The organism is Streptococcus sp. SI1, from assembly GCF_030439945.1.
In the GTDB taxonomy this organism is placed as follows: domain Bacteria; phylum Bacillota; class Bacilli; order Lactobacillales; family Streptococcaceae; genus Streptococcus; species Streptococcus intermedius.
In genome coordinates, this window is sequence record NZ_JAQFJE010000007.1 from 49,165 (window position 1) to 72,779 (window position 23,615).

Sequence of the window (23,615 nt, forward strand, 5' to 3'; positions counted from 1 at the left end):
ATAATTTTGAAAGATTAGATGAAAATAGGAAAAGAGTTTAATAAACTTAGATAGTTTACAAAGTCAAGGGAGAGGTTGATCATGAGGAAAGTAAAACTATTACAGGTTTTGATTTTCTGTAGTTTACCTTGTATGTAATAGCTGCTTTTTTATTTATACTTTAATCCTTTGTAGGAGAATAAATGTTAATTTTTCCGCTCAACAATGATACGTCTCGGAAAATTATTCACATTGATATGGATGCTTTTTTTGCCTCCGTAGAAGAAAGAAACAACCCAGACCTAAAAGGAAAACCTGTCATTATAGGGAGAGACCCTCGTTTGACTGGTGGACGGGGTGTTGTCTCTACCTGCAATTATGAAGCGCGAAAGTTCGGTGTACATTCAGCAATGAGTTCTAAAGAAGCATACGAACGCTGTCCGCAGGCGATTTTCATTTCGGGAAATTATGAAAAATATCAAGCTGTCAGTCAAGAAATTCGAGACATTTTTAAACGGTATACAGATGTGATTGAGCCCATCAGTATTGATGAAGCTTATCTAGACGTGACAAAAAATAAATTGGGTATAAAATCTGCTGTCAAGATAGCCAAGCTAATCCAGCACGAGATATGGACAGAACTTCATTTAACAAGTTCTGCGGGTGTTTCCTATAACAAATTTTTAGCAAAAATGGCTAGTGATTATAAAAAACCTCATGGTTTGACAGTTGTTTTGCCCGAAGAAGCAGAATCCTTCCTTTCTCCAATGGATGTAAGTGAATTTTATGGTGTTGGGAAGAAGACAGTGGCGAAGCTGCATGATATGGGTGTTTATACGGGAGAAGATTTGTTGAAAGTTTCTGAGATGACCTTGATTGATTTGTTTGGGCGGTTTGGTTTTGACCTTTACCGCAAGGCAAGAGGCATCAGCAATTCACCAGTGAAAGTCAATCGTATTCGTAAGTCTATTGGTAAGGAAAGGACTTACGGAAAATTACTATATGACGAAGACGACATAAAAAAGGAATTGACACTTTTATCGCAAAAGGTTGCTCATAGTTTAAAAAAACATGAAAAGTCTGGGAAGACGATTGTCCTGAAGATTCGTTATGCGGATTTCTCGACGTTGACAAAGAGGCAAAGTTTAATGACTAGGACGCAAGATGCAGAGCAGATTGAGCGCATTGCACATGAGATTTATGATAGCTTAGATGAACAAGTAAGTGGTGTGCGACTTTTAGGTGTGACAGTGACAGGATTTGGATAATGTAAAAGAGTCTGGGATAAACGTATCTCAGACTCTTTTATGTAAAGACAATCCTTCATGATGCGGTCTTTATTTGGTGTACTCAAAGCAAGTCAATAGTGCTGACCTAGTAAGCATCAAAGATGGCTTAATGCGTTTTTAGTTTAAACATAGAAATTAGAGAGTGAGGGGGGTCAGCTTTGCGAGTTAACAATTTCTACTCATTCGATTTTAGTTGCCAAAGATACTGTGGATATCTTCTTCAGTCAGTCCGATCATAGGATTTATTTTCGAAAAATTTTCTTCAGTCAAGACACAGTCTTCCACGCTTGTTTTCAAATCATCCACAGAAGTGTGCATTGTTTTTCCATCTGTTGGTAGGTTTGCAAAACGTTGAAGGAGATAGGTTTTTCGGGTGGTGCCAGTATTTTTCACAGCAAAGGCAAAAGCAGACTTTTCCCCAAGAAGAATCAATTTGCTCTTGGCGCGGGTGATGGCGGTATAGATAAGATTGCGCTGTAGCATACGGTGGCTGCTGGAGGTAATTGGTAAAATGACGACAGGAAATTCACTACCCTGAGATTTGTGGATGCTCATGGCATAGGCCAGACGAATTTTATACCATTCACTGCGTTGATAAACAATTTCATTGCCGTCGAAATTGATAGTCAGTTCATCTTGCTTGGAATCGGCATATTTTGCTGGTAGTAAATCGGTGATATAACCCAAATCACCGTTGAACACATTGCTTTCAGCATCGTTGACGAGATGAATAACCCGATCACCTTGTCGGTATTGACCATCAGTAGCTTCAAAGATGAGTTGTTCTTTTACAACAGGATTGATCAGATCTTGCATGAGTTGATTGATGTGGTCAATTCCTGCTTGTCCACGGTACATAGGAGCAAGTACTTGTACATTTTGAGCTGGAATACCACTACGGATAGCGACTTCCACAATGCGTTCAATCATCTGTGGAATCTGCTCGCTACGAACTTCAAAATAAGAACGATCTGCTTTTTTTTCAATGAAATCAATTGGCAGAGCGCCTTTTTGAATCTGACTAGCTAAGGTAACGATCGTGGAATCTTCGCCCTGCCGATAAATTTTTTCTAATTTGGTCTGTGGAAGGAGGGGGATTTTCAGCAAATCTGCTAACACTTGTCCAGGACTGACAGAGGGTAGCTGGTCGGCATCTCCGACAATGAGTAGCTTGCTATTGGAAGAGATATTGCTGAGTAGTTGATTGGCTAACCAAGTATCTACCATTGAAAATTCGTCCACAATAATAAAATCTGCGTCCAAATAATCGTCTAAATGACTGGTGTCATCGTCTCCTGTCATGCCTAAATGCCGATGAATCGTCGCACTTGGCAGTCCTGTTAATTCATTCATGCGTCTAGCAGCGCGCCCAGTTGGAGCAGCTAAAAGGATAGGTAAATCTTGAGATTTGTGTAAATCCAGACCATGTAGCAGCGCGTAGACAGCAATAATTCCATTGATAACGGTCGTTTTTCCAGTTCCAGGACCACCTGTTAAGATGAAAATTTTATGCTGGATAGCATCGCAAATAGCTTGCTTCTGAATCGCATCGTAAGAAATAGCAAATTTTTCTTCGATTTGAGCAAGCGCAGCTTCGATGTTTTCTGGTTCATATTTATTTTGATTTCCCTTCTCCAGAATGCGTAAGAGATTGTTGCAGATTCCTTCTTCAGCAAAAAAGAGACTGTTTTCAAAAATTTTCGTATCGACATGTTGGACTTTATCTTCTTCAATCAAATGAGCTAGCTCATTTGCAACGGAATTTGGATCTAGTTCGATCTGTCGGGAGCTTTCCAGAAGTTCAATGGTGTGTTCCAGAAGCTCTTTTGCTTCAAGATAGGTGTCGCCTTTTTCCATGGACTGGGTTAGAAGCGTGTGGAGTAATCCTGCACGGAAGCGCTCTGGAGCAGTACTTTCAATTCCTAAGCTTTGCGCCAGTTGGTCGGCAATTTTAAATCCTATTCCTTGAATATCTTCCACTAATTGATAAGGATAGTGTTCGACAATTTCGAGAGTCTCTTCTTTGTAAAAATCTTGAATCTGAAAGGCAAGTTTATTTGAAATGCCGTACTCAGATAGCTTTGCAAGGACTCGCTCGGTACCGTAGTTCTGTCTTAATTTCATAATAAAGGCTTCGCGATTTTTAGCAGAAAGGCCTACAATATCATGTAATTTTTCGGGTTCTGCCAAGACCTTATCAATCGTGTTATCGCCGTAGAGATCCACAATTTTTTGTGCTGTTTTTACACCGATTCCTTTAAAATGGTCGCTTGAAAAATATTTGATCAAGCCTTTGCTGGTTGGTTTAGCACGCTCATAGCGTATTAGTTTGAGCTGTTCACCATATTTAGGGTGTTGCACGAGATTTCCCCAGAAGGTATAGTCTTCCCCCTCTATAATATCTGCCATAGTGCCGGTGACAATAATCTCAAAATCATCAAAATCCGCATCGGTGTCGTCAATATTTAGCAACAGAATCCGGAAAAAACTGCTGGGATTTTCAAAGATAATGCGTTCGATGGTACCTGAAAAGTAAAATTCCATAATTTTCCTGTTTAATACTAAAAGAATGGGAATGGGACAAACGTCAGTATTTCGTAAGAAGTCACTTTTGTCGTCCCGCCTTTACATAAGCAACTAGCTTATCCTTTCTTGCTTGACAAGGAGCTAGAATGATTAGCCAACCATTGTGATTTGTCATCAAAAAGATATGGTAAAAGTCTGGAAACGGATGTTCCAGACTCAAATAATCAAAGTAAAATTCCTTGACTAGAAAGTGCCAATTCTATTCAAAGGCCAGAAGCGGAATTTTGCTTCACCTTGAAGTTGACTAGCTTTAAACGTTCCTACCTGACGGCTATCTTTTGAAACGAGACGATCATCTCCTAGAAGCAGGTATTCACCTTTTGGAACTTCAATGGTGAAGTTTGTGTTGCCATTGGCATCTTGCGTAAAGGACTTGGCTTTATCTGCCAAAGATTGGAAATAACTATTATAAGAATAGGTTGACTGCAATTTATCTTCTTTGAATCTTGCTATATAGTTTTTAAGATAGGGTTCATTAGTCTTTTTACCATTTACATAAAGCTGGTCATTTTCGTAACGGATAGTGTCTCCGGGAAGACCGATAACACGCTTGACAATTTGCTTGGTTTTCCCATCCTCGTCTTTTTCGCTTGCAACGACAATATCAAAGCGATTCACAGGGAGGTGTTTGACCACAAATAAATATTCTCCGTTTGCTAAAGTCGGATCCATTGAATGACCATCTACCTTAACAGGAACCCAGAAAAAGGCGCGTGATAAGAATAGGATTGCCATAAAGAGGATAAAAAATCCCCATTCTTTCATAAATTTTGAAAAAGTAGTTGATTTTGCTTGCATAACTTACCTTTCTAGAAGTTTTTTTGCTTTTTCAGTATTTTTAAAATGTAGTTTTGCGCTCGCTTCCAAACTCTTCATACCGTAGGTTTGAAGAAGCTGACTTGCGATTTTATCAGACTTTACTCCTGCTCCACTAGGTAATTCGTAGCCGAGCTCTTGACTTAAATTTTCAAGATTTTCTAAAAATAAGTCGCGTGCGATCATAGAACTGACTGCTACCGCTAGGTATTTGCCTTCAGCTTTTTCCTCCAACGTAATAGAGTTTGGAAAGTGATTGCTTTCTCGCTGGAGATATTTTTGATAATTTTTGTCGCTGGTGAAAGCATCAATAACGATTTTTTGAGGCTGTACTCCTGTTTGTAGTAACAAATAAATAGCTTGATTGTGGAGAGCAACCTTGACAGAAACTGCGTTATAGCCAGCAGCAATGACTTGATTGTATTTTTTTGGAGACAGTAACAGAGCTTGGTGCTGAATCTTTTCCTTTAACAAAGGAACGATTTGCCTGATTTTCTGGTCTGTCAGGCTTTTAGAGTCATCAACTCCCAGCTTTCGTAGAAAACTATGCTGTTCTGGTGTGACAAAAGATGCCACAACAGCAAGTCCGCCGAAATAAGAGCCATTGCCGACTTCATCTGTCCCGATAAGAGGACAATTTTGCTGAGGAGCTGTCGTTTCTTCTCTGGAAGCCTGATAGCCAAAAAATTGTGCTGCCTGCTCTGCTTTTTCTCCTTGGAAGAGGACTTTTCCTGAAGTGTAGATGGAGGCAGTTGCCTTATCAAGCTTAAAAAGGTAACGAATATAAGGATTTTTACTAGAAACAAGCTGTGCCTGGTATTGGGCAACAAAATCTTGAATTTGTTTCTCACTGGGTTGTAAAGTAATACTTTCCATATTGTTATTGTACCATAAAAGTGATAAATTTCTTTAAAAACTGACAAAATAGCTTCCTTTTGGTATAATATTTTGAGGTGATTTTATGGCAAACTTAAATCGATACAAATTTATTTTCGGAAAGAAAAGCGTAACCTTAACAACAGAACACGATAATTTATTCATGGAAGAGGTCGAAAAGGTTGCGACAGAAAAATATCACGCAATTAAAGAAAAGATGCCGATGGCTGATGATGAAACACTAGCTATTTTACTGGCAATCAATAGCTTAGCGACACAATTGTCACGTGAAATTGAGTTTGATGACAAGGAGCAAGAGCTGGAAGAACTTCGTAAGAAAGTGCTAGAAGCCAACAAGCAAAAAGTTAGTGAGCAAGAGGAAACTGTATGATTTCGTTAGTGATTTTGCTAATTTTAGCTTGGAGTTTTTACATTGGCTACTCACGCGGAATTGTATTACAAACTTATTATACTATTTCGGCGATCGTTTCAGCTATTATCGCAGGGTTACTATACCAATCTTTAGGTGAACAAATCAATCTTTTGGTACCTTATGCGAGTGCCCAGGAAGGGACATTTACGTATTTTTTTCCAAGTAGCCAATTGTTCCAGTTGGACAAGGTATTTTATGCTGGTCTGGCTTATCTCGTAATTTATACGATTGTGTATAGTGTAGCTCGTTTTATTGGAATTTTTATCCACTTGGTTCCAAATAAAAAAGCTAACGAGCGTTGGTACAATGTTGCTAGTGGTGTTTTAGCTCTTTGTGTTACCTTGTTTGGGATTCAAATGTTCCTAACCGTTTTGGCGACGATTCCCTTGCCAGTTGTTCAAAATCATCTCAATACAAGTAGTATAGCTCGTTTTATTATTAGTCACACACCGATTACTTCAGGAGTGTTAAAACAACTCTGGGTGACCAAAATCATTGGATAATACAAAGACTCAGTTGGTGGTGCTAGCTGAGTTTCTTTTTCATCGGGAAAGATAAGCATATGAATAGAAAAATTTTAGAAACATTAGAATTTGGGAAAATCAAGGCACTCTTTGAACCCTATCTGTTAACAGAACAAGGCCGTTTAGAGCTAGGACAGCTTTTTCCATCTAATAAACAGGAACGGTTGGAGACAGCATTTTTAGAAATGACGGACATGCAGCAGATTTTTGTGCAGCGTCCGCATTTCAGCTTGGCTGCGACTCAAGATATTACTGGACTGACCAAGCGTTTGGAGCTGGAAGGCGACTTAAATATTGAAGAATTTCTTGCTCTGAAGCGTATTTTAACTGTCACGCAAGAATTAACTGATTTCTATGATAAGTTGGAAAATGTTGATTTGCAACGCTTGAACCGTCTTTTTGAAAAATTATTGGCTTTTCCTAACCTGCAAGGATTACTGCAAGCCATCAATGAGGGTGGATTTGTCGAAAGCTTTGCGAGTGACAATTTAGCTCGCATTCGTCGGAAAATTCAAGAAAATGAAGTTCAAGTGAGAGATATTCTGCAAGATATTCTCAAAACGAAGGGCGATATGTTGGTAGATCAAGTAGTAGCCAGTCGAAATGGTCGCAATGTTTTGCCAGTTAAAAATACATTTCGTAATCGGATTTCAGGCGTGGTACATGATATTTCTGCTAGTGGAAATACAGTATATATCGAGCCGAGGGCAGTAGTCAACCTCAACGAAGAAATCACCAATGCACAGGCAGACGAGCGGCATGAGATTCTACGTATCTTGCAAGAGTTGTCCGACCGAATACGTCCTCATATTGCTGAAATTGCTAATAACGCTTGGATTATTGGGCATTTGGATCTAGTTCGGGCAAAAGTGTGTTTTATACAGGAGAGAGGCGCGGTGGTGCCGATGCTGTCTGATAGTAAGGATATTCGCCTGCTCCATGTTACTCATCCCTTGATAGAAAATGCAGTGGCTAATGATTTGTACTTTGCATCGGATTTAACGGAAATCGTCATTACTGGTCCTAACACAGGTGGGAAGACAATTATGCTGAAGACCTTGGGCTTGGCTCAGCTCATGGCGCAGTCTGGTCTGCCTATTTTGGCGGATAATGGTAGTCGAGTGGGGATTTTTGACCAAATTTTTGCCGACATCGGAGATGAGCAGTCTATTGAGCAGAGCTTATCGACTTTCTCTAGCCACATGACTAATATTGTTGCCATTTTAGAGCAAGTAGACGAAAATGCTCTGGTACTTCTGGATGAGCTTGGAGCTGGAACCGATCCGCAGGAGGGTGCAGCTCTTGCGATGGCAATCCTTGAAGACCTGCGACTGCGGCAGGTCAAGACAATGGCAACGACTCATTACCCAGAGCTTAAGGCTTATGGGATTGAAATGGCTGGCGTACAAAATGCTAGCATGGAGTTTGATACGACAAGTCTAAGACCAACTTATCGCTTTATGCAGGGGGTGCCAGGGCGTTCTAATGCCCTTGAAATTGCTCGCCGTTTGGGCTTGTCGGAACTTGTCGTTCGCCATGCCCAAGAGCAGACCAACACGGACAGCGATGTCAATCGGATCATTGAGCGACTGGAGGAGCAAACGCTGGAAAGCCGCAAGCGCTTAGACAATATCCGTGAGGTTGAGCAGGAAAATCTCAAATTTAACCGAGCACTCAAAAAACTTTACAATGAGTTTAACCGAGAGAGAGAAACCGAACTCAATAAGGCACGGTTGGAAGCTCAGGAAATCGTTGATTTGGCTTTGTCAGAGAGTGAGAGCATTCTCAAAAATCTCCATGATAAGTCTAGGCTCAAACCGCATGAGATTATCGAAGCTAAGGCCCAGCTTAAAAAGTTGGCGCCAGAAACCGTTGATTTATCAAATAACAAGGTGCTCAAGCAGGCCAAGAAAAATCGTACGCCCAAGGTGGGAGATGATATTCTGGTGACCAGCTATGGTCAGCGGGGAACCTTGGTCAAGCAGCTCAAGGACGGCCGTTGGGAGACTCAGGTCGGTCTTATTAAGATGACTCTAGAAGAGCAGGAATTTAATCTTCTAAAGGCTGAAAAGGAGCAGCAGCCTAAGCGCAAGCAGGTCAATGTGGTGAAACGAACAACCACAAGCGGGCCAAGGGCTAGACTGGATTTGCGAGGCAAGCGTTATGAAGAAGCTATGCAAGAGCTGGACGCCTTTATTGATCAGGCTCTCCTCAACAACATGGCTCAGGTTGATATTATTCACGGTATCGGGACCGGTGTCATCCGCGAAGGGGTGACTAAGTACCTCCGCCGCAACAAGCACGTCAAGTCCTTTGGTTATGCTCCGCAAAATGCCGGTGGCAGCGGCGCGACGATTGTGGTGTTTAAGTGAAAAGAGTTGGTGAATAAAACAAAACGATTCATAACAAAAAAATTGAAAAGAGGAAATATTTATGAGACAAAAAGGCATACAAGATTCTTGTACAACGATTCTAGTGGGCAAGAAGGCCAGTTACGACGGTTCAACCATTGTGGCTCGTACAGAGGATTCACAAAACGGGGTCTTTACACCCAAGAAATTTGTTGTAGTGGAGGCACAAGAGCAGCCCCGCCATTATCAGTCAGTTTTGACGTCTTTTGAAATGGATTTGCCGGATAATCCAGTCCGCTATACGGCAGTGCCAGACGCAGTACCCAAAGACGGGATCTGGGGAGCAGCTGGGATTAACAGCTATAATGTTGCTGTCAGCGCGACGGAAACGATTACGACCAACAGCCGCGTGCTAGGGGCTGACCCTTTGGTAGCGTCAGGTATCAGCGAGGAAGATATCCTTACGCTGGTTCTTCCCTATATCAAGACAGCTCGCGAAGGAGTTCTCCGCTTAGGGAAAATCCTAGAGGAGTACGGCACTTATGAGTCCAATGGGATTGCTATTTCGGATGTCAATGAGATTTGGTGGCTGGAAACCATTGGCGGCCATCATTGGATGGCGCGTCGCGTACCAGACGATGCCTATGTGACCAATCCAAATCAGCTGGGCAGTGATTATTTTGAATTTGACAATCCAGAGCACTTCCTCTGTCATCCGAATCTTAAAAGTTTTATCGAGGAAAACCACCTCAATCTGAATTATTCAGATGATGAGGGCTTCAATCCACGTTATGCTTTTGGTAGCCAGAAGGACAAGGATTGCCATTACAATACACCGCGAGCTTGGGATATCCAGCGCTTTCTCAATCCAGAAGTGGAGCAAGATCCAAGGAGTTTCTTCATTCCTTGGTGCCGCAAGCCTTACCGCAAGATTACGATCGAAGATGTCAAGTATGTCCTGAGCAGTCACTATCAGGATTCGCCTTATGATCCTTATGGAGCTGAGGGAGACTGCCACAGCAGACGGGCCTTTCGAACTATCGGGATCAATCGGACCAGTCAGACAGCCATCTTGCAGCTGCGCCCTAACCAACCGCAGGAAACGACAGGGATCCAGTGGCTGTCCTACGGCTCCATGCCTTACAATACAGCTGTTCCTTTCTTTACCCAAGTTTCTACAACACCAGCCTACTTTGCCAACACGACGGACAAGGTTTCGACGGATTCCTTCTACTGGGCCAATCGCTTAATCGCTGGACTGGCTGATGCTCATTTCAGCAGTCATGTTGGTGATTTGGATGATTATCAGGAAAAGACTATGGCTTGGGGGCACGAAATGATTGGTCGTGTAGACCGCGCCCTGGCTAAGGGAGAAGCTGTTGACTTTGAAGCTGAAAATCAAGCCATGAGCGATAAGGTACAAGAAGCGACAGATCAGCTCTTGGAAAAAGTTCTATTAGATGCCAGCAATCTCATGACCAACCATTTCTCCTTGAGTGACTGAGGCCTTATCCGTAGCAAATATTTTGCAAATGCTTCTTTTTAGTGTAGAATGATGTCAAGAACGAAATAGAGCGATGACATTAGTCATTGTCAAAGGAGAACAATATGGTAGCAGCAGTTACAGATGCAAATTTTGTAGAAGAAACAAAAGACGGACTCGTTTTGATTGATTTTTGGGCAACTTGGTGCGGTCCATGCCGTATGCAGGCGCCTATCTTAGAGCAGTTGGCAGGGGAAGTCCATGAAGATGAAGTGAAGATCTTCAAAATGGATGTGGATGAAAATCCAAATACTGCCCGTGAATTTGGCATTATGTCCATTCCGACCCTGCTATTCAAGAAAGACGGTCAAGTCGTTAAGCAAGTCGCTGGTGTTCACACCAAAGATCAGCTCAAGGCTATTATCGCTGAATTGAGCTAATATCATAGCTAAAAAAATCGTTACATAGCGTAACGATTTTTTCATTTAGCTGATGACAGTAAAGGTCATACAATTTTGGGAAGAGCAAGTATACTCTCATAGTGTGAAAAATAGCGAAGAAGTGTTTGCTCAGACGTTTCCCTATTACTTATCATAGGTGCTTATTGTGAAATGTGTAAAATTTCAAATGTTGGTAGTTGTGTGTCGGGTTTATTGGTATAAAAAGTAAAGATACATTTTTTCCATTTATCAGGATTAAAAATAACAACTTTGCCGCTTTCGTTGGTTTGCATTTGCTCGTAAATGGTAAAGGATTTTAAACTTTCAGATGCTTCTATATCAATGACTTCTAATGTAGCATATTTACTTGAGTCAAAATGATCAGATATTTCGACTGATGAAGTTATTCCGATTTCAATATTTTGCCAGCCAAACGAATTTAAAATATGATCAAAGTAACCATCAAATATGAATTTTGTCATTCCGTTGGTATTTTTCCAAATATATAGCGGACAGTAACTGTTAAATAATTGGCCTTCAGATTTTTCAGAGATTAAATAAACTTTGAAAAACAAATCGTCGAATCCATCCATCAAATGACCTGTATTTCGGACACGTTGTCTAATGATATCCATATCATAATCTGCTGGTAATTTTATAGTATATTGCATTGCTTGCATTGCGGTACCTCTTTTCTAATTAACTATTCACAGTATAAATGATTTATATCATGTTGAATAATACTTAAAAATGATATAATTATCACAAAAAGTGATAAGGTGTTTTAAATGAATTTTAATGATATGAGCATTTTTGTGACGATCTATGAGACAAGATCAATAAACAAAAGTTCAAAGATATTACAATATGCACAATCTAATCTCAGCGCTAGATTGAAAGTGCTTGAAACTGAATTAGATACGAAATTATTTTACAGAAAATATAATGGTTTAGTCCCGACAGAAAGTGGAGGCTTATTTTATCAATTTTGTAAGGAAACTTCTAACAATTTAGAGAAATTAAAAAAGAAATGTGAAACCTCGAAAATATCCATCTTAATTTCAGAATTGTTATTTAATCACGATATTAATAATTCGCAAACAATTGATTTGGATAAAAGTGAGATTAATATCCGAAAAACTTCGGATATACCAATCATTGCTCATCAGGAAGAATTTGATAAAATTTTTTGCTTTCAAAAAATTGAAAATTTGAAACATTATGATGAGACTATCGGACATGTTGAGTCAGTTTATGCTTATTCGAGCATCATAAAGGCTACTGAGGAAATGCCCATATTCGTTAATAAAGATAAAAATTGCCCTTTTAGAAAACAAAGCTTAATGAAGTTTGCTCATTTAAAATCAGTTGTAGAAATTGATTCTTTTGAGAACATTATCAGCTTAGTTGAAAACGGGAAAGGAATCGCACTATTGCCTAAATGGCTAAATAAGAGAGCGAATATCAAGCCATACGACCAAGACATCATTCTTATCCCATTTTATCAGTATGAAAAGCAGAATCAAATTAAGTAGGCTATTTTAGAAGAAATATTAGTGCTAGAAAGAAAAAACATTTGACAAATATCGTAAATATACTTATAATAAGTATACATGTTATAAAGGAGTTATTGTAATGGAATTTAGTTTCAGTTTAAGCATGAAAGCAGCAAAAGAAGATGTATGGTCCTACTATGAAAATATTGAAAAGTGGTATGACTGGGAAGAAGATTTAAAAAATATTACATTAAATGGTGGATTTAAGACAGGATCTTGTGGGATAATGGAACTCGAAGGAATGCCCTCAATGGAATATCAGCTGACACTTGTCAAGCCCTTTGAGGAATTTTGGGATAAAACAGCGACCCCGTTTGGAGATATCCTTTTTGGTCATCAGATCATTGAGAACGATGATGGCACTGTAAATGTCAAGCACACCGTAGCTTTAGATAGCAAAGATCAGCAACATTTGGAATTTTTAAGCCAAGTTTTCTCAGATGTTCCTCAATCTATTTTTATTTTAAAAAATTGTTTGGAAAAATAAGAATTCTCTACTTAGCTAGAGAATATTTTTCTTTTTGTTAAATTGAAGGGGGTGCAAGATACACTAAAGTTGTAATGTTATTCTTATGTTGCATCCTAACTAAAAAGAAAAAAGCGATAATTAGTTTTTGAAAGCGATTTATTTTATTTTTTAAAGTGTTATAATAACAATGAAATATATTAATAATTTACCTAATTGTTTCCTTTAATATGAGAGACAAAAAGAGTTTTTGGCGATTGGAAGGAGGAATCGTATGGAAGAAAAAGATTCTAAGCAGTTAAGTTGGCTCATGATAGCCTTGATAGCCTTTAATATTGTTTGGGGCTTAGGTAATGTCGTGAATAATTTTGCTCAGCAGGGAATTGTCGTGATTACTTCATGGATCCTGTTGCTGATTATCTATTTTATTCCTTATACACTGATGGTTGGGCAGCTGGGTTCAACATTTAAGAATAGTGAAGGTGGGGTTAGTGATTGGATTAAGTCTACGTCTACTAAACAGCTAGCATTTTTTGCAGCTTGGACCTACTGGGTAGTGCAGATACCATATTTGGCTCAAAAGCCTCAAACAATCTTAATCGCTCTAGGGTGGGCCTTTCAGTGGAATGGACGAATTTTGGAAAGTCTGTCCATGCCAATGATTGTCGGTCTTTCTTTACTAACTTTCCTATTCCTCTTATATATTTCGACCAAGGGATTAAAAGCCCTGAAATTTTTGGGAACACTGGCTGGAGGAGCTATGTTAGTCATGTCGGTTCTCTTTATTCTAATGGCTGTTGGTGTGCCTTTGATTAAGTCAGATCTACAATTGGCCACCCAACACATGGACCGTTTATCAACTTATATTCCAAAATTCGATTTCTCCTATTTTACGACGATTGCACTGTTAGTCTTCTCAGTAGGTGGAGCGGAAGCCATCTCTCCTTATGTTAATAAAGTTAAAAATCCAGCAAAGGGCTTTCCAAAAGGTATGATAGCTATGGTTATCATGGTTGGAGCTTGTGCTATTTTAGGCTCTCTCGCCATGGCTATGATTTTTGATAGCAACCATATCCCAGCCGATTTGATGAGGAATGGTGCCTACCAAGCCTTTGCTGTTTTAGGGAAGCATTGGGGAATAGGCAATTTCTTAGTTACTGTCTATGCTCTTACTCAAGCAATTGGACAAGCAGCTACACTAGCCATTTGTATTGATGCGCCTTTGCAAATCTTTTTGGGTAGTGCGGACAAAGATTTTATTCCAAGCTGGTTGCGTAAGCGTACCAAGTCAGGGATGCTAATTAATGGCTATCTTTTAACAGGAATACTAGTAGCAATTATCATTGTACTGCCACTTCTTGGATTGAAGGAAATCGATGGTCTGGTTGTATGGATGACCAATCTTAATGCTATCGTCTCTCCAATGTGTTTCCTTTGGGTTTTTGTAGCGTATATGTTCTTGTACCGTAGATGGGATAAATTTAAAAACGTCGAATACAAATTTGTAAAAAATCGTAGACTTGGTTTTCTAGTGGGTGCTTGGGGCTTTGCCTTCACTGCCTTTGCTTGTATTCTGGGGATGGCTCCACAAGTAGATATGGCAACTCATCCAACCGAATGGTGGTTTACCCTCATCACGAATATTATCACTCCTATAGCCCTCTTAGGCTTAGGTTTGCTTCTTCCACTGGCTGCTCGTCGAGAGAAGAAATGAAGAGAGTTGGGGCAAGTCAAAAGACTGTCCCAGCTTTTTCTTATTAAGAAATCTAAAAATCCTATCCTTTTTCAAGTAAGGGCTTTGTGCTATAATAGATTATATTCCTTCTGATACTGGAATAAATGAGATTGTATGAGGTAAGCAATGTTTCTTTCAAGCAATATTTTTTCTCGTTATTTTAAACAGTTTAATTGGACGATTATTTTAGATGATGCCTTTTCCAAGCTGATTTCTCTGTTATTTTTATTGATCTTATTTTACATTGCGAAGAAACTTCTTCATGTCTTTGTCAGCAGGATCATTTCTCCATCATTAAAGTTTTCTAGTAGTGATATTGCTCGACAGAAGACCATTAGCCGTTTGATTGAGAACGTCCTCAATTATGCCCTTTATTTCCTTTTAATCTATTGGATTTTATCCATTTTAGGTTTGCCGGTTTCCAGTCTTTTAGCTGGTGCAGGGATTGCTGGGGTGGCTATCGGAATGGGAGCTCAAGGTTTTTTGTCCGATTTGGTCAATGGTTTCTTTATTTTGTTGGAGCGGCAGTTAGATGTCGGAGATAGTGTTCGGCTGACGAATGGCTCAATTAAAATTGCCGGAACTGTAGTCAGTGTAGGCATTCGGACGACACAAGTACGTGATGCGGATGGCACACTGCATTATGTTCCTAATCGCAATATCACTGTTGTGAGTAATCTCTCGCGAGGTAATATGCGTGCACTTATTGATATTCCCCTTTACGCTCAGACGGATTTGGAGAAAGTTACTCGGATTATCCAGCAAGTCAATCAAGATTATGCTGCCAAGCAAGCAGAAATTTTACAGGAACCTGTCATTTTAGGTCCACAACTCGGAGACAATGGACAATTTTATTTTCGTGTCAGTATTACAGTCCAAAGTGGTACACAAAGCACTGTTTATCATCAATTTTACAGATTGTATCATGATGCTCTCTTAAAAGGAGGAATTGATTTGCCAACCATTTATACATTGTCATAAACAGAAAGGAAATTATGCTGGGTGCATAAATACCAGATGAAATAACGATGCTCAGCGGTTACGGTCTATCCGCTTTGACTTAGTTTTTGATGGAAAAGGAAAAGGTGGCGCTGAGGATACCTATACCATAACTTACGAAAATGCCAAACGGCAAAAGGAGAAAAATAAGACAAAGCAAGAGAAAAAGCAGAGGCAATAGGGGGTCACAGCCCATCACTTTAGTGCCTTTTCTAATTTCCAAACGCAACTTCATAGGTGGAAACAATTCATTTTATAAATAAAAGAAGATTTGAGACAAATGTTTCAAATCTTTTTCTTGACTCTGACCTTAGAGGAGGGTGTATACTGGTAAAAATTAGAAAAGGAGATTACTATGCACATCAATATCATTCGTTCAGATAAAGTGTATCAGGAGTTGCTCGAATTACCCTTGGAAAAAAGGGAAGGCTGTTTTAGAGCTAAATTGTTAGCGCCTTTTGCTCCCAAATACCAAACTCAACACATTCCTTTGAAGGCAAAGTATCCTGGAGGATTTGATGCTCTGTTTCTACTTGGCTTTATGAATCAGTTGCCCGCAACTCTCTCAGAAAAGGATAGACCAGCTATTGATGCCCTCAGTTCAGATCAGCTTTGGCAAGACTGCCAGGAAACCATCAAGAGAAGTCTTGGTCTCTTTGAACAAGCTGGTTATGATTTAGAGGTTGAGGATTATCAATTTACTATTTTATTGGGCAATCCAGAAAAACCTATGCTACAACTCAATAAGGGTTACAGCGGAGATGGTGGAATTCCAGGTTATCTCATGTTAAGCATACTGCCCAATGACTATACTTTGCCACGTATTCAAGCGGCACTGGCTCACGAGTGCAACCATAATGTCCGCTTCCAATTTATCAAATGGAACCAGCAGACGACATTAGCAGACTGGGTAGTCAGTGAAGGATTGGCAGAGTCTTTTGCTGCTGAACTCTATGGCAAGGAGCTCATCGGATCTTGGGTTACTTCAACCAGTCCAGAACAATTAGAGGAGATTAAGCCCATCATCTCAAGTCAGCTTCAGCTAACAGGGATGGCGGAAATGGCTCCTTATCTCTACGGTGATGAAATTGCAGAACTTCAAGGTCAGATACCGGTTGGTATGCCTTATGCTGCGGGCTATGCTTATGGCTATCATCTGATACAAGCTTATCTGAAAAGGACAGGCAAGAGCATTATTGAGGCTACAGTAACACCAACAGCAGAGATTTTAGAGGCGACTGAAGACTTTTGGAAATAACACTTTTATTTGAAAATTTGCCAGAACCTGATATAATGTAGGTAATTTCTGGAGGTGACTATATGTACTATAAAAGAGTTGAATTGAAAGTCACAAATCAAGGTATTCATGAGCACAAGATTTTTCAAGGTGTTAAGATTTTCAGCCGTAGCAAGCTGTCCAAAGATCAGAAAAGTATTCTAACACAGAAGATTTACCTGACACCGAAACAAAACATTGTTTACTATCAACGGACAGATGTCAACTATGATCAGAACTGGCAGCATAAGAAGGACTATTATGAACTAGCTTATGACCAGTTGGACAGAGAGATTGTCTTTAAGGTTTGTCAAGATTTTGACGAACTGTGTCCTTTTTTAGAGAGTGAACTGCTGGAGAAGCTAAAAGAAAAGCAGGCAGCAGGAAAATTTTTTGAAAAATTAGATATATAAAAATCCGGCTGCTTTGATAAGCAGTCGGATTTCTTTTGGTTCCCGTTTGATAGTGCTTAAACAATACCTTGAGCAATCATAGCGTTCGCTACGTTTTCAAAGGCAGCGATGTTAGCGCCAGCCAGATAGTCTTTGCCAAGTCCGTAAGTTTCAGCGGTAGATTTAGCTGTGTTGAAGATGTTGGTCATGATGTCCTTGAGACGGCCGTCAACTTCTTCGCGAGTCCATGACAGACGAAGGCTGTTTTGGCTCATTTCCAGAGCAGATACTGCAACACCACCAGCATTTGCTGCTTTAGCAGGCCCATAAAGGAGTCCATTTTCTTTATAAACATTGATAGCATCAAGATCGCTCGGCATGTTGGCACCTTCAGATACACAGATCACTCCTTGAGCTACCAAGCGTTTTGCAGCTTCGCCATTGATTTCATTTTGTGTAGCACATGGCAGAGCGATGTCGTATTTCTCAGTGTAAGTCCATACAGAACCTTCATGGTAAGTAGCACTTGCCCTTTCAGCAGCGTATTCTGTCAGACGAGCACGTCGTTTTTCTTTTACATCAACTAGAAGGTCAAAATCAATACCATCTTTGTCAATGACATAACCATTTGAATCGGATACGGAAATAACTTTAGCACCAAGAGCCGTTGCTTTTTGTACAGCATATTGGGCGACATTTCCGGCACCTGATACAACAACGGTTTTGCCATCAAAACTTTCGCCATTCGCTTTGAGCATTTCTTGTGTGTAGTAAACAAGCCCATAACCAGTTGCTTCCGGACGAATCAAACTACCACCAAAGCCAATAGGTTTACCAGTCAAGACCCCAGCATCGAATTGGCGTAGGCGCTTGTATTGACCATAGAGGTAGCCAATCTCACGTCCACCAACTCCAATGTCACCTGCAGGGACATCAAGAGAAGGGCCGATATATTTTTGTAATTCTGTCATAAAGCTTTGACAGAAACGCATGACCTCGGCGTCTGTTTTGCCTTTTGGATCAAAGTCAGCTCCACCTTTACCACCGCCGATCGGTAGACCGGTCAAGACATTTTTAAAGATTTGTTCAAAACCAAGAAATTTTAAAATCCCTTGGTTGACTGTTGGGTGGAACCGAAGTCCGCCTTTATAGGGGCCAACTGCGGAATTGAATTGAACACGGTAACCACGATTGACTTGCACCTTGCCGTTGTGATCAACCCAAGGAACGCGAAAACTGATGATGCGTTCTGGCTCGGTGATACGTGCCAAGATATTTTCTTCAATGTATTCAGGATGTTTTTCAAAAACGGGTTCGAGCGTGTTTAAAAATTCTTCCACCGCTTGTAGAAATTCTGCTTCGTGAGCATTACGAGCTTTCACCAGTTCAAAAGTACTTTGGATATATTCTTTAGCAGTTGTCATAGACTTCTCCTTAATAAGATATGAGGACGGTTAAAAGTCGTACAAAAATAGGAGGCGGACGCCGTGTTCGATGAACACAAGCAAGCCAATCTTCTTGTTAGACTATTGTCCGAGTTCGATGTATATTATCTTTTATTATGTGTGTCATTATAGCAGAAAAATTTTATACTGTAAAGAAAAAAGTTGAATTTTCTGAAAATTCTAACACATATTTATAACAAGTCATTGCTCAGCAAAAATTTTTTTCCTGATTACGAACATTTTCTTCTTCTATTTCGTTAAAAGAGTCATATTTCTCCTTTTAGTGGTACAATAGAAAAAACTAAAGGAGTATTTCATGGTATCAACTCAAACACAAATTGCTGGTTTTTCTTTTGACAATTGCCTGATGAATGCGGCTGGAGTAGCTTGTATGACAATAGAGGAGCTAGAAAAAGTCAAACAATCTGCTGCAGGAACCTTTGTCACTAAGACAGCCACTTTGCAAGCCCGAGCAGGAAATCCTGAACCTCGTTACCAAGATGTACCGCTAGGCTCTATCAATTCAATGGGGTTACCAAATCATGGACTAGATTACTATCTGGATTACTTGTTAGATTTGCAAAAGATAGAACCTGATCGAACATTCTTTTTATCTCTTGTGGGATTGTCGCCGGAAGAAACCCACACGCTTTTGAAAAAGGTGCAGGATAGTGATTTTAAAGGTTTGACTGAGCTCAATCTTTCCTGCCCCAATGTACCTGGTAAACCGCAGATTGCTTATGATTTTGAAATGACAGATAAAATTTTGAGTGACGTATTTGATTATTTCACCAAACCGCTGGGGATTAAATTACCACCTTATTTTGATATTGTGCATTTTGATCAAGCAGCAGCAATTTTTAATAAATTCCCACTTTGTTTTGTCAATTGTGTCAATTCAATTGGTAACGGTTTGTATGTTGAAGATGAATCAGTTGTTATTCGTCCGAAAAATGGGTTTGGCGGAATTGGTGGGGCGTATATTAAACCGACTGCTCTTGCTAATGTTCATGCTTTCTATCAACGTCTCAATCCTACTATCCAAATTATTGGTACAGGTGGTGTGTTGACTGGTCGAGATGCTTTTGAACATATTCTCTGTGGAGCCAGCATGGTACAAGTCGGAACAACGCTTCACAAAGAGGGTGTAGGGTCCTTTGAACGTATTACAGAAGAGCTGAAGGTGATGATGGCAGAAAAAGGCTATGAAAGTATAGAAGATTTTCGTGGGAAATTGAACCATCTGAATTAATTAGAGGAGACGTTACAGTATTTCTTTGTCATATCATTTTAAAGAAACTTCTAATCAAATCCTTATAATATTTTAGGAATTTGTGAGAAAATAAGAACAAAGAAATGAGGTGTTTTTATGGCAGAAATTTATCTAGCAGGTGGTTGTTTTTGGGGATTGGAAGAATATTTTTCTCGTATCAAAGGGGTGACTGATACAACTGTCGGTTATGCCAATGGACAAGTAGAATCGACAAATTATCAGTTGATTCACGAAACTGATCATGCTGAAACAGTTCAGGTGACCTATGATGACAATCTTGTTACGTTGCGAGAAATTTTGCTTTATTACTTCCGAGTGATTGATCCCTTATCTATCAATAAGCAAGGGAATGATATTGGGCGCCAATACCGCACAGGAATTTATTATACAAATGATACGGATGCACCCATCATTGCCGAAGTCACGAAAGAGCAGGAAGAGCAATTTGGTCAGAAGATTGCAGTAGAAGTAGAACCGCTGCGCCATTATGTTTTAGCAGAGGAATATCACCAAGATTATCTCAAGAAAAATCCCGGTGGCTATTGTCATATCAATGTCAATGATGCTTACCAACCTTTAGTAGACCCGAGTCAATATGAAAAACCGAATGAGCTAACTTTAAAGGAGACACTGTCTGAAGAAGCTTATCAGGTCACCCAACATGCTGCAACTGAACGACCATTCCAAAATGAGTATTTTGCAACTTTTGAAGAAGGCATTTATGTAGATGTGACAACAGGAGAACCACTGTTTTTTGCCGGTGATAAGTTTGATTCTGGTTGCGGTTGGCCAAGCTTTACAAGACCAATTGCCAAAGATGTGATTAAGTATTATCAAGATAAAAGTCACGGTATGGAGCGAATTGAGGTGCGTTCTCGCTCTGGGAATGCGCATTTAGGGCATGTTTTCACAGATGGCCCTCAAGACCAAGGCGGATTGCGCTACTGTATTAATTCAGCAGCATTACGCTTTATCAAAAAAGAAGAAATGGAAGAAACAGGGTATGGCTATTTACTTTCATATATGAGATGAAGAGGATGCGTTCAGTTTATCACTTGTTCTTGTGCTTCAGAACTTGCTATTTAGGACGTATTTTGCTACAATAACTAAAAATTCATGAAAACATATAATCTCCATAATAAGGTTGGAGAGTTTCTACCGTCTTACCGTAAATAAGCGTGGCATAGTCCTTAGTTATGTTGTCAAACACAAATAGAGTATCAGGTTAAATGTTAAGTAGTTGTAGGATAGCTATGTTGTGTTCTACCCTGCCCTGCTCCTAATACAAGACCTGAATGGCTCTGATATTTGCTTTAAAGGAGAAGGAATGAAAGCATTTAAACAGGTGAATTTGGTAACATGTGATGCAGATTTTCACGTCTATCGAAATGGACTACTGGTAATACATGAGGATAAGATTGTCTATTGTGGAAATGAGAGTACTATTTGGGTAGATCGCGCAGATGAGGTGGTAGATTGTGAAGGCGCGTGGCTTATGCCTGGTCTAGTGAATTGTCACACCCATTCTGCAATGACTACACTTCGTGGTATTCAAGATGATAGCAATCTCCACGAATGGCTAGAAGATTACATTTGGCCAGCAGAGAGGGACTTTACTCCAGAAGTGACGACACAAGCGGTTAAGTTAGCGCTTATAGAAATGCTTCAGACGGGAACAACGACCTTTAATGATATGTATAATCCAAATGGTGTGGAAATTGGGCAAATTCATGAAGTTGTAGCAGGTTCTAAAATGCGTTGTTATTTTTCACCAACTTTGTTTAGCTCAGATGTAGAGACAACAGAAGAAACCTTAGCACGTACTCGGATTATTATTGAGGAAATTCTAGCGTACAATGATGAGCGTTTTAAAGTAATGGTGGCACCGCACGCTCCTTATAGTTGCAGTAAGGACTTGTTAAAAGGCAGTTTGAAGCTAGCGCAAGAATTGCAATTGAAATTGCATATCCATGTGGCAGAGACACAAGCAGAAAATGGTATGATTTTAGAGCGTTATGGAAAACGTCCGCTTGCCTTCTTAAAGGACTTAGGATATCTGGAACATGATGGTGTCTTTGCTCATGGTGTAGAATTAAATGAACGAGAAATTGCTGAATTAGCAGTGTCAAATATTCATATCGCTCATAATCCTATCAGTAATCTCAAATTAGCATCAGGGATTGCTCCTGTAACAGACTTAGTTCAAACTGGTGTAATAGTCGGACTTGCAACGGATTCGGTTGCTTCTAACAACAATTTAGATATGTTTGAAGAGAGCCGTACTGCTGCCCTTTTACAGAAAATGCGCACAGGTGATGCAACTCAATTTACCATTGAGCAAGCTCTGAAAACAATGACGATTGAAGGAGCTAAAGCACTTGGTATGGATGATCAGATTGGCAGCTTAGAAGTTGGTAAGCAAGCAGATTTTTTAATCATTCAGCCGAAAGGAAAGGTGCACTTGTATCCAGAGGAAAACATGCTCTCTCACCTGATCTATGCCGCTAAAGGAAATGATGTTAAAGATGTCTATATAGCTGGTGAGCAGGTCGTAAAAAATGGACAGGTTCTAACAGTAGAATTGAGTGATTTATAAGAAAATTCATTACAAGTTATAGTAAAAAGAAGAGACTGGGACACAAGTGATTCAATGCAAAAAAACAACGGTTTTGCTGCCGTTGTTTTTTTGCATTAAATTAGGGATACAGTTGTCTATGTCTATTCCTCTAACCTTTCGAGCTATGCGGAGGGACGTAGAGTCAGATGATGTGTTAGCTTTGGGAGGATTATTGCAGGTTGAGAATTTATACTCTCTAGGGTGTCGATCATTATCGGCTGTTAGTGCGTGGATAGCGTGTTGCCAATGCTTGTAACTATAAAGCGGCTGTCGAATCTGAAACAATTCAAGTAACACCGATTTTAGTAGTGCTAGTTATAGCAGTTATTTATGTGTTCTATTATTGGATAAACATCCATGATTGCTCAAAGTACTATTATAAGTCTGTAAAATAAGCCCCCCTCTCGATTAATACTCTGTGAAAATCTCTTCAAACTTTGTCCGCTTCACTTTGCTGTACTCCAGTATGGCTTGTGGATCGATTCTTAGTGCTGTTTGATTGTTAGTGAAGTATAAAAAATGGATTTTATGAATGATAGTTTAAAGCGACTCTTTCGTATAATTAAGAGTACTTTTTCTTTTTGTTCGCCGGCAAAATAGATAGATTTGTAGAGTTGACAAATAGATATTTGAGGCATATAATAAAAGTGTGAAAGCGCTTCTCTGTAGAAAGGATAGAAAAACGGAAACGATATTCAGATAGCCGCTTGTCAATGATAAAAAATATTGCCTTTTGCATTATTATATTTCATTATTGTATTTATGAAGAAGAAGAAAATATGGTAAAGATACGAACAGTAGTTGTTACTGCATTCACAATCTTAACATTTTCATTAGTGTTGCCAGTTTTTGCAGTTTCACACCTGGATGGCGAATGGAATTATGGCGGCCATCACGACCCAAGAAATTGGGGTGCTTTTTCTAATTATTATCATAGAGATAGGTATCACTTTTCCTATGTTGGAAGCTTAGAAAGAAATAATGAACGTCGACCATCGGTGCAGGCTGGTCATACATCTTATGCTTTTATTAACACTAATTTTGGGGAGAGAGTCACTTTTGATGCTGGTTGGTGAGGT

Annotated in this window: 21 protein-coding genes, 1 pseudogene and 1 riboswitch; of the genes and pseudogenes, 17 read left to right on the top strand and 5 right to left on the bottom strand. The window is 39.6% G+C overall.

What is annotated here, in order from left to right; genetic code table 11:
- The first annotated feature begins 182 nt into the window (after window positions 1-182).
- Entirely contained in the window at window positions 183-1,247 is a 1,065-nt protein-coding gene (gene dinB / locus PCY10_RS08680; protein WP_021002394.1) for a DNA polymerase IV, read from the top strand.
- A 210-nt stretch (window positions 1,248-1,457) separates the two neighbouring features.
- On the opposite strand, the gene PCY10_RS08685 is transcribed toward dinB, so the two are convergent.
- The 3 genes from PCY10_RS08685 to rnhC form a co-directional block, all read right to left on the bottom strand.
- Window positions 1,458-3,812, bottom strand: coding sequence for an ATP-dependent RecD-like DNA helicase (locus PCY10_RS08685; RefSeq protein WP_112384835.1), 2,355 nt, complete (start codon window positions 3,810-3,812; stop codon window positions 1,458-1,460).
- A 225-nt stretch (window positions 3,813-4,037) separates the two neighbouring features.
- Complete coding sequence (gene lepB, locus PCY10_RS08690; RefSeq protein ID WP_020998280.1) at window positions 4,038-4,652, bottom strand: signal peptidase I; 615 nt, start codon at window positions 4,650-4,652, stop codon at window positions 4,038-4,040.
- 3 nt (window positions 4,653-4,655) lie between these two features.
- Window positions 4,656-5,546, bottom strand: a complete 891-nt coding sequence (gene rnhC / locus PCY10_RS08695) for a ribonuclease HIII (RefSeq protein ID WP_021002396.1) — start codon at window positions 5,544-5,546, stop codon at window positions 4,656-4,658.
- 85 nt (window positions 5,547-5,631) lie between these two features.
- Between rnhC and PCY10_RS08700 the strand changes: the two genes are divergently transcribed.
- The 5 genes from PCY10_RS08700 to trxA all read left to right on the top strand — a co-directional run bounded on the left by PCY10_RS08700 (window position 5,632) and on the right by trxA (window position 10,777).
- Entirely contained in the window at window positions 5,632-5,937 is a 306-nt protein-coding gene (locus PCY10_RS08700) for a hypothetical protein (RefSeq protein ID WP_003074635.1), read from the top strand.
- A complete protein-coding gene (locus PCY10_RS08705) occupies window positions 5,934-6,482 on the top strand; it encodes a CvpA family protein (RefSeq protein WP_003070931.1) in 549 nt (182 codons plus the stop codon). Before PCY10_RS08700 ends, PCY10_RS08705 begins: the two co-directional genes overlap by 4 nt.
- Window positions 6,483-6,541: 59 nt before the next feature.
- On the top strand, window positions 6,542-8,875 hold the full coding sequence (locus PCY10_RS08710; RefSeq protein ID WP_021002397.1) for an endonuclease MutS2: 2,334 nt from the start codon (window positions 6,542-6,544) through the stop codon (window positions 8,873-8,875).
- 61 nt (window positions 8,876-8,936) lie between these two features.
- The gene (locus PCY10_RS08715) at window positions 8,937-10,358 is read left to right on the top strand and encodes a C69 family dipeptidase (RefSeq protein ID WP_021002398.1); all 1,422 of its coding nucleotides are present in this window, start codon (window positions 8,937-8,939) and stop codon (window positions 10,356-10,358) included.
- Window positions 10,359-10,462: 104 nt separating this feature from the next.
- On the top strand, window positions 10,463-10,777 hold the full coding sequence (gene trxA, locus PCY10_RS08720; protein ID WP_021002399.1) for a thioredoxin: 315 nt from the start codon (window positions 10,463-10,465) through the stop codon (window positions 10,775-10,777).
- Between the two features lie 161 nt (window positions 10,778-10,938).
- Here the strand turns inward: trxA and PCY10_RS08725 are convergent, their stop codons facing one another.
- Window positions 10,939-11,457, bottom strand: coding sequence for a DUF4865 family protein (locus PCY10_RS08725; protein ID WP_021002400.1), 519 nt, complete (start codon window positions 11,455-11,457; stop codon window positions 10,939-10,941).
- Between the two features lie 108 nt (window positions 11,458-11,565).
- Between PCY10_RS08725 and PCY10_RS08730 the strand changes: the two genes are divergently transcribed.
- From PCY10_RS08730 to PCY10_RS08755, 7 genes and pseudogenes are all read left to right on the top strand, one after another.
- Complete coding sequence (locus PCY10_RS08730) at window positions 11,566-12,312, top strand: LysR family transcriptional regulator (protein ID WP_021002401.1); 747 nt, start codon at window positions 11,566-11,568, stop codon at window positions 12,310-12,312.
- Between the two features lie 100 nt (window positions 12,313-12,412).
- Entirely contained in the window at window positions 12,413-12,820 is a 408-nt protein-coding gene (locus tag PCY10_RS08735) for a hypothetical protein (protein WP_021002402.1), read from the top strand.
- Between the two features lie 253 nt (window positions 12,821-13,073).
- Window positions 13,074-14,513, top strand: coding sequence for an APC family permease (locus tag PCY10_RS08740; protein WP_021002403.1), 1,440 nt, complete (start codon window positions 13,074-13,076; stop codon window positions 14,511-14,513).
- Window positions 14,514-14,660: 147 nt separating this feature from the next.
- On the top strand, window positions 14,661-15,515 hold the full coding sequence (locus tag PCY10_RS08745; RefSeq protein WP_021002404.1) for a mechanosensitive ion channel family protein: 855 nt from the start codon (window positions 14,661-14,663) through the stop codon (window positions 15,513-15,515).
- 61 nt (window positions 15,516-15,576) lie between these two features.
- A pseudogene (locus PCY10_RS09695) lies at window positions 15,577-15,714 on the top strand (DUF4352 domain-containing protein); the annotation flags it as partial.
- 174 nt (window positions 15,715-15,888) lie between these two features.
- On the top strand, window positions 15,889-16,791 hold the full coding sequence (locus PCY10_RS08750; RefSeq protein WP_021002405.1) for a DUF2268 domain-containing protein: 903 nt from the start codon (window positions 15,889-15,891) through the stop codon (window positions 16,789-16,791).
- A 62-nt stretch (window positions 16,792-16,853) separates the two neighbouring features.
- Complete coding sequence (locus tag PCY10_RS08755; protein WP_021002406.1) at window positions 16,854-17,222, top strand: EXLDI protein; 369 nt, start codon at window positions 16,854-16,856, stop codon at window positions 17,220-17,222.
- Window positions 17,223-17,278: 56 nt separating this feature from the next.
- Here the strand turns inward: PCY10_RS08755 and gdhA are convergent, their stop codons facing one another.
- Entirely contained in the window at window positions 17,279-18,625 is a 1,347-nt protein-coding gene (gene gdhA, locus PCY10_RS08760) for an NADP-specific glutamate dehydrogenase (RefSeq protein ID WP_021002407.1), read from the bottom strand.
- A 337-nt stretch (window positions 18,626-18,962) separates the two neighbouring features.
- Between gdhA and PCY10_RS08765 the strand changes: the two genes are divergently transcribed.
- The 4 genes from PCY10_RS08765 (at window position 18,963) to PCY10_RS08780 (ending at window position 23,612) form a co-directional block, all read left to right on the top strand.
- A complete protein-coding gene (locus PCY10_RS08765) occupies window positions 18,963-19,898 on the top strand; it encodes a dihydroorotate oxidase (RefSeq protein ID WP_021002408.1) in 936 nt (311 codons plus the stop codon).
- Between the two features lie 117 nt (window positions 19,899-20,015).
- Entirely contained in the window at window positions 20,016-20,951 is a 936-nt protein-coding gene (msrB, locus tag PCY10_RS08770) for a peptide-methionine (R)-S-oxide reductase MsrB (RefSeq protein ID WP_021002409.1), read from the top strand.
- Window positions 20,952-21,021: 70 nt separating this feature from the next.
- A riboswitch (purine riboswitch) is annotated at window positions 21,022-21,124 on the top strand.
- Window positions 21,125-21,246: 122 nt separating this feature from the next.
- Window positions 21,247-22,515: a TRZ/ATZ family protein gene (locus PCY10_RS08775; protein ID WP_021002410.1), complete on the top strand. Its 1,269-nt coding sequence runs from the start codon at window positions 21,247-21,249 to the stop codon at window positions 22,513-22,515.
- Between the two features lie 800 nt (window positions 22,516-23,315).
- Window positions 23,316-23,612, top strand: coding sequence for a lactococcin 972 family bacteriocin (locus PCY10_RS08780; RefSeq protein WP_041787358.1), 297 nt, complete (start codon window positions 23,316-23,318; stop codon window positions 23,610-23,612).
- The last annotated feature ends 3 nt before the right edge of the window (window positions 23,613-23,615 follow it).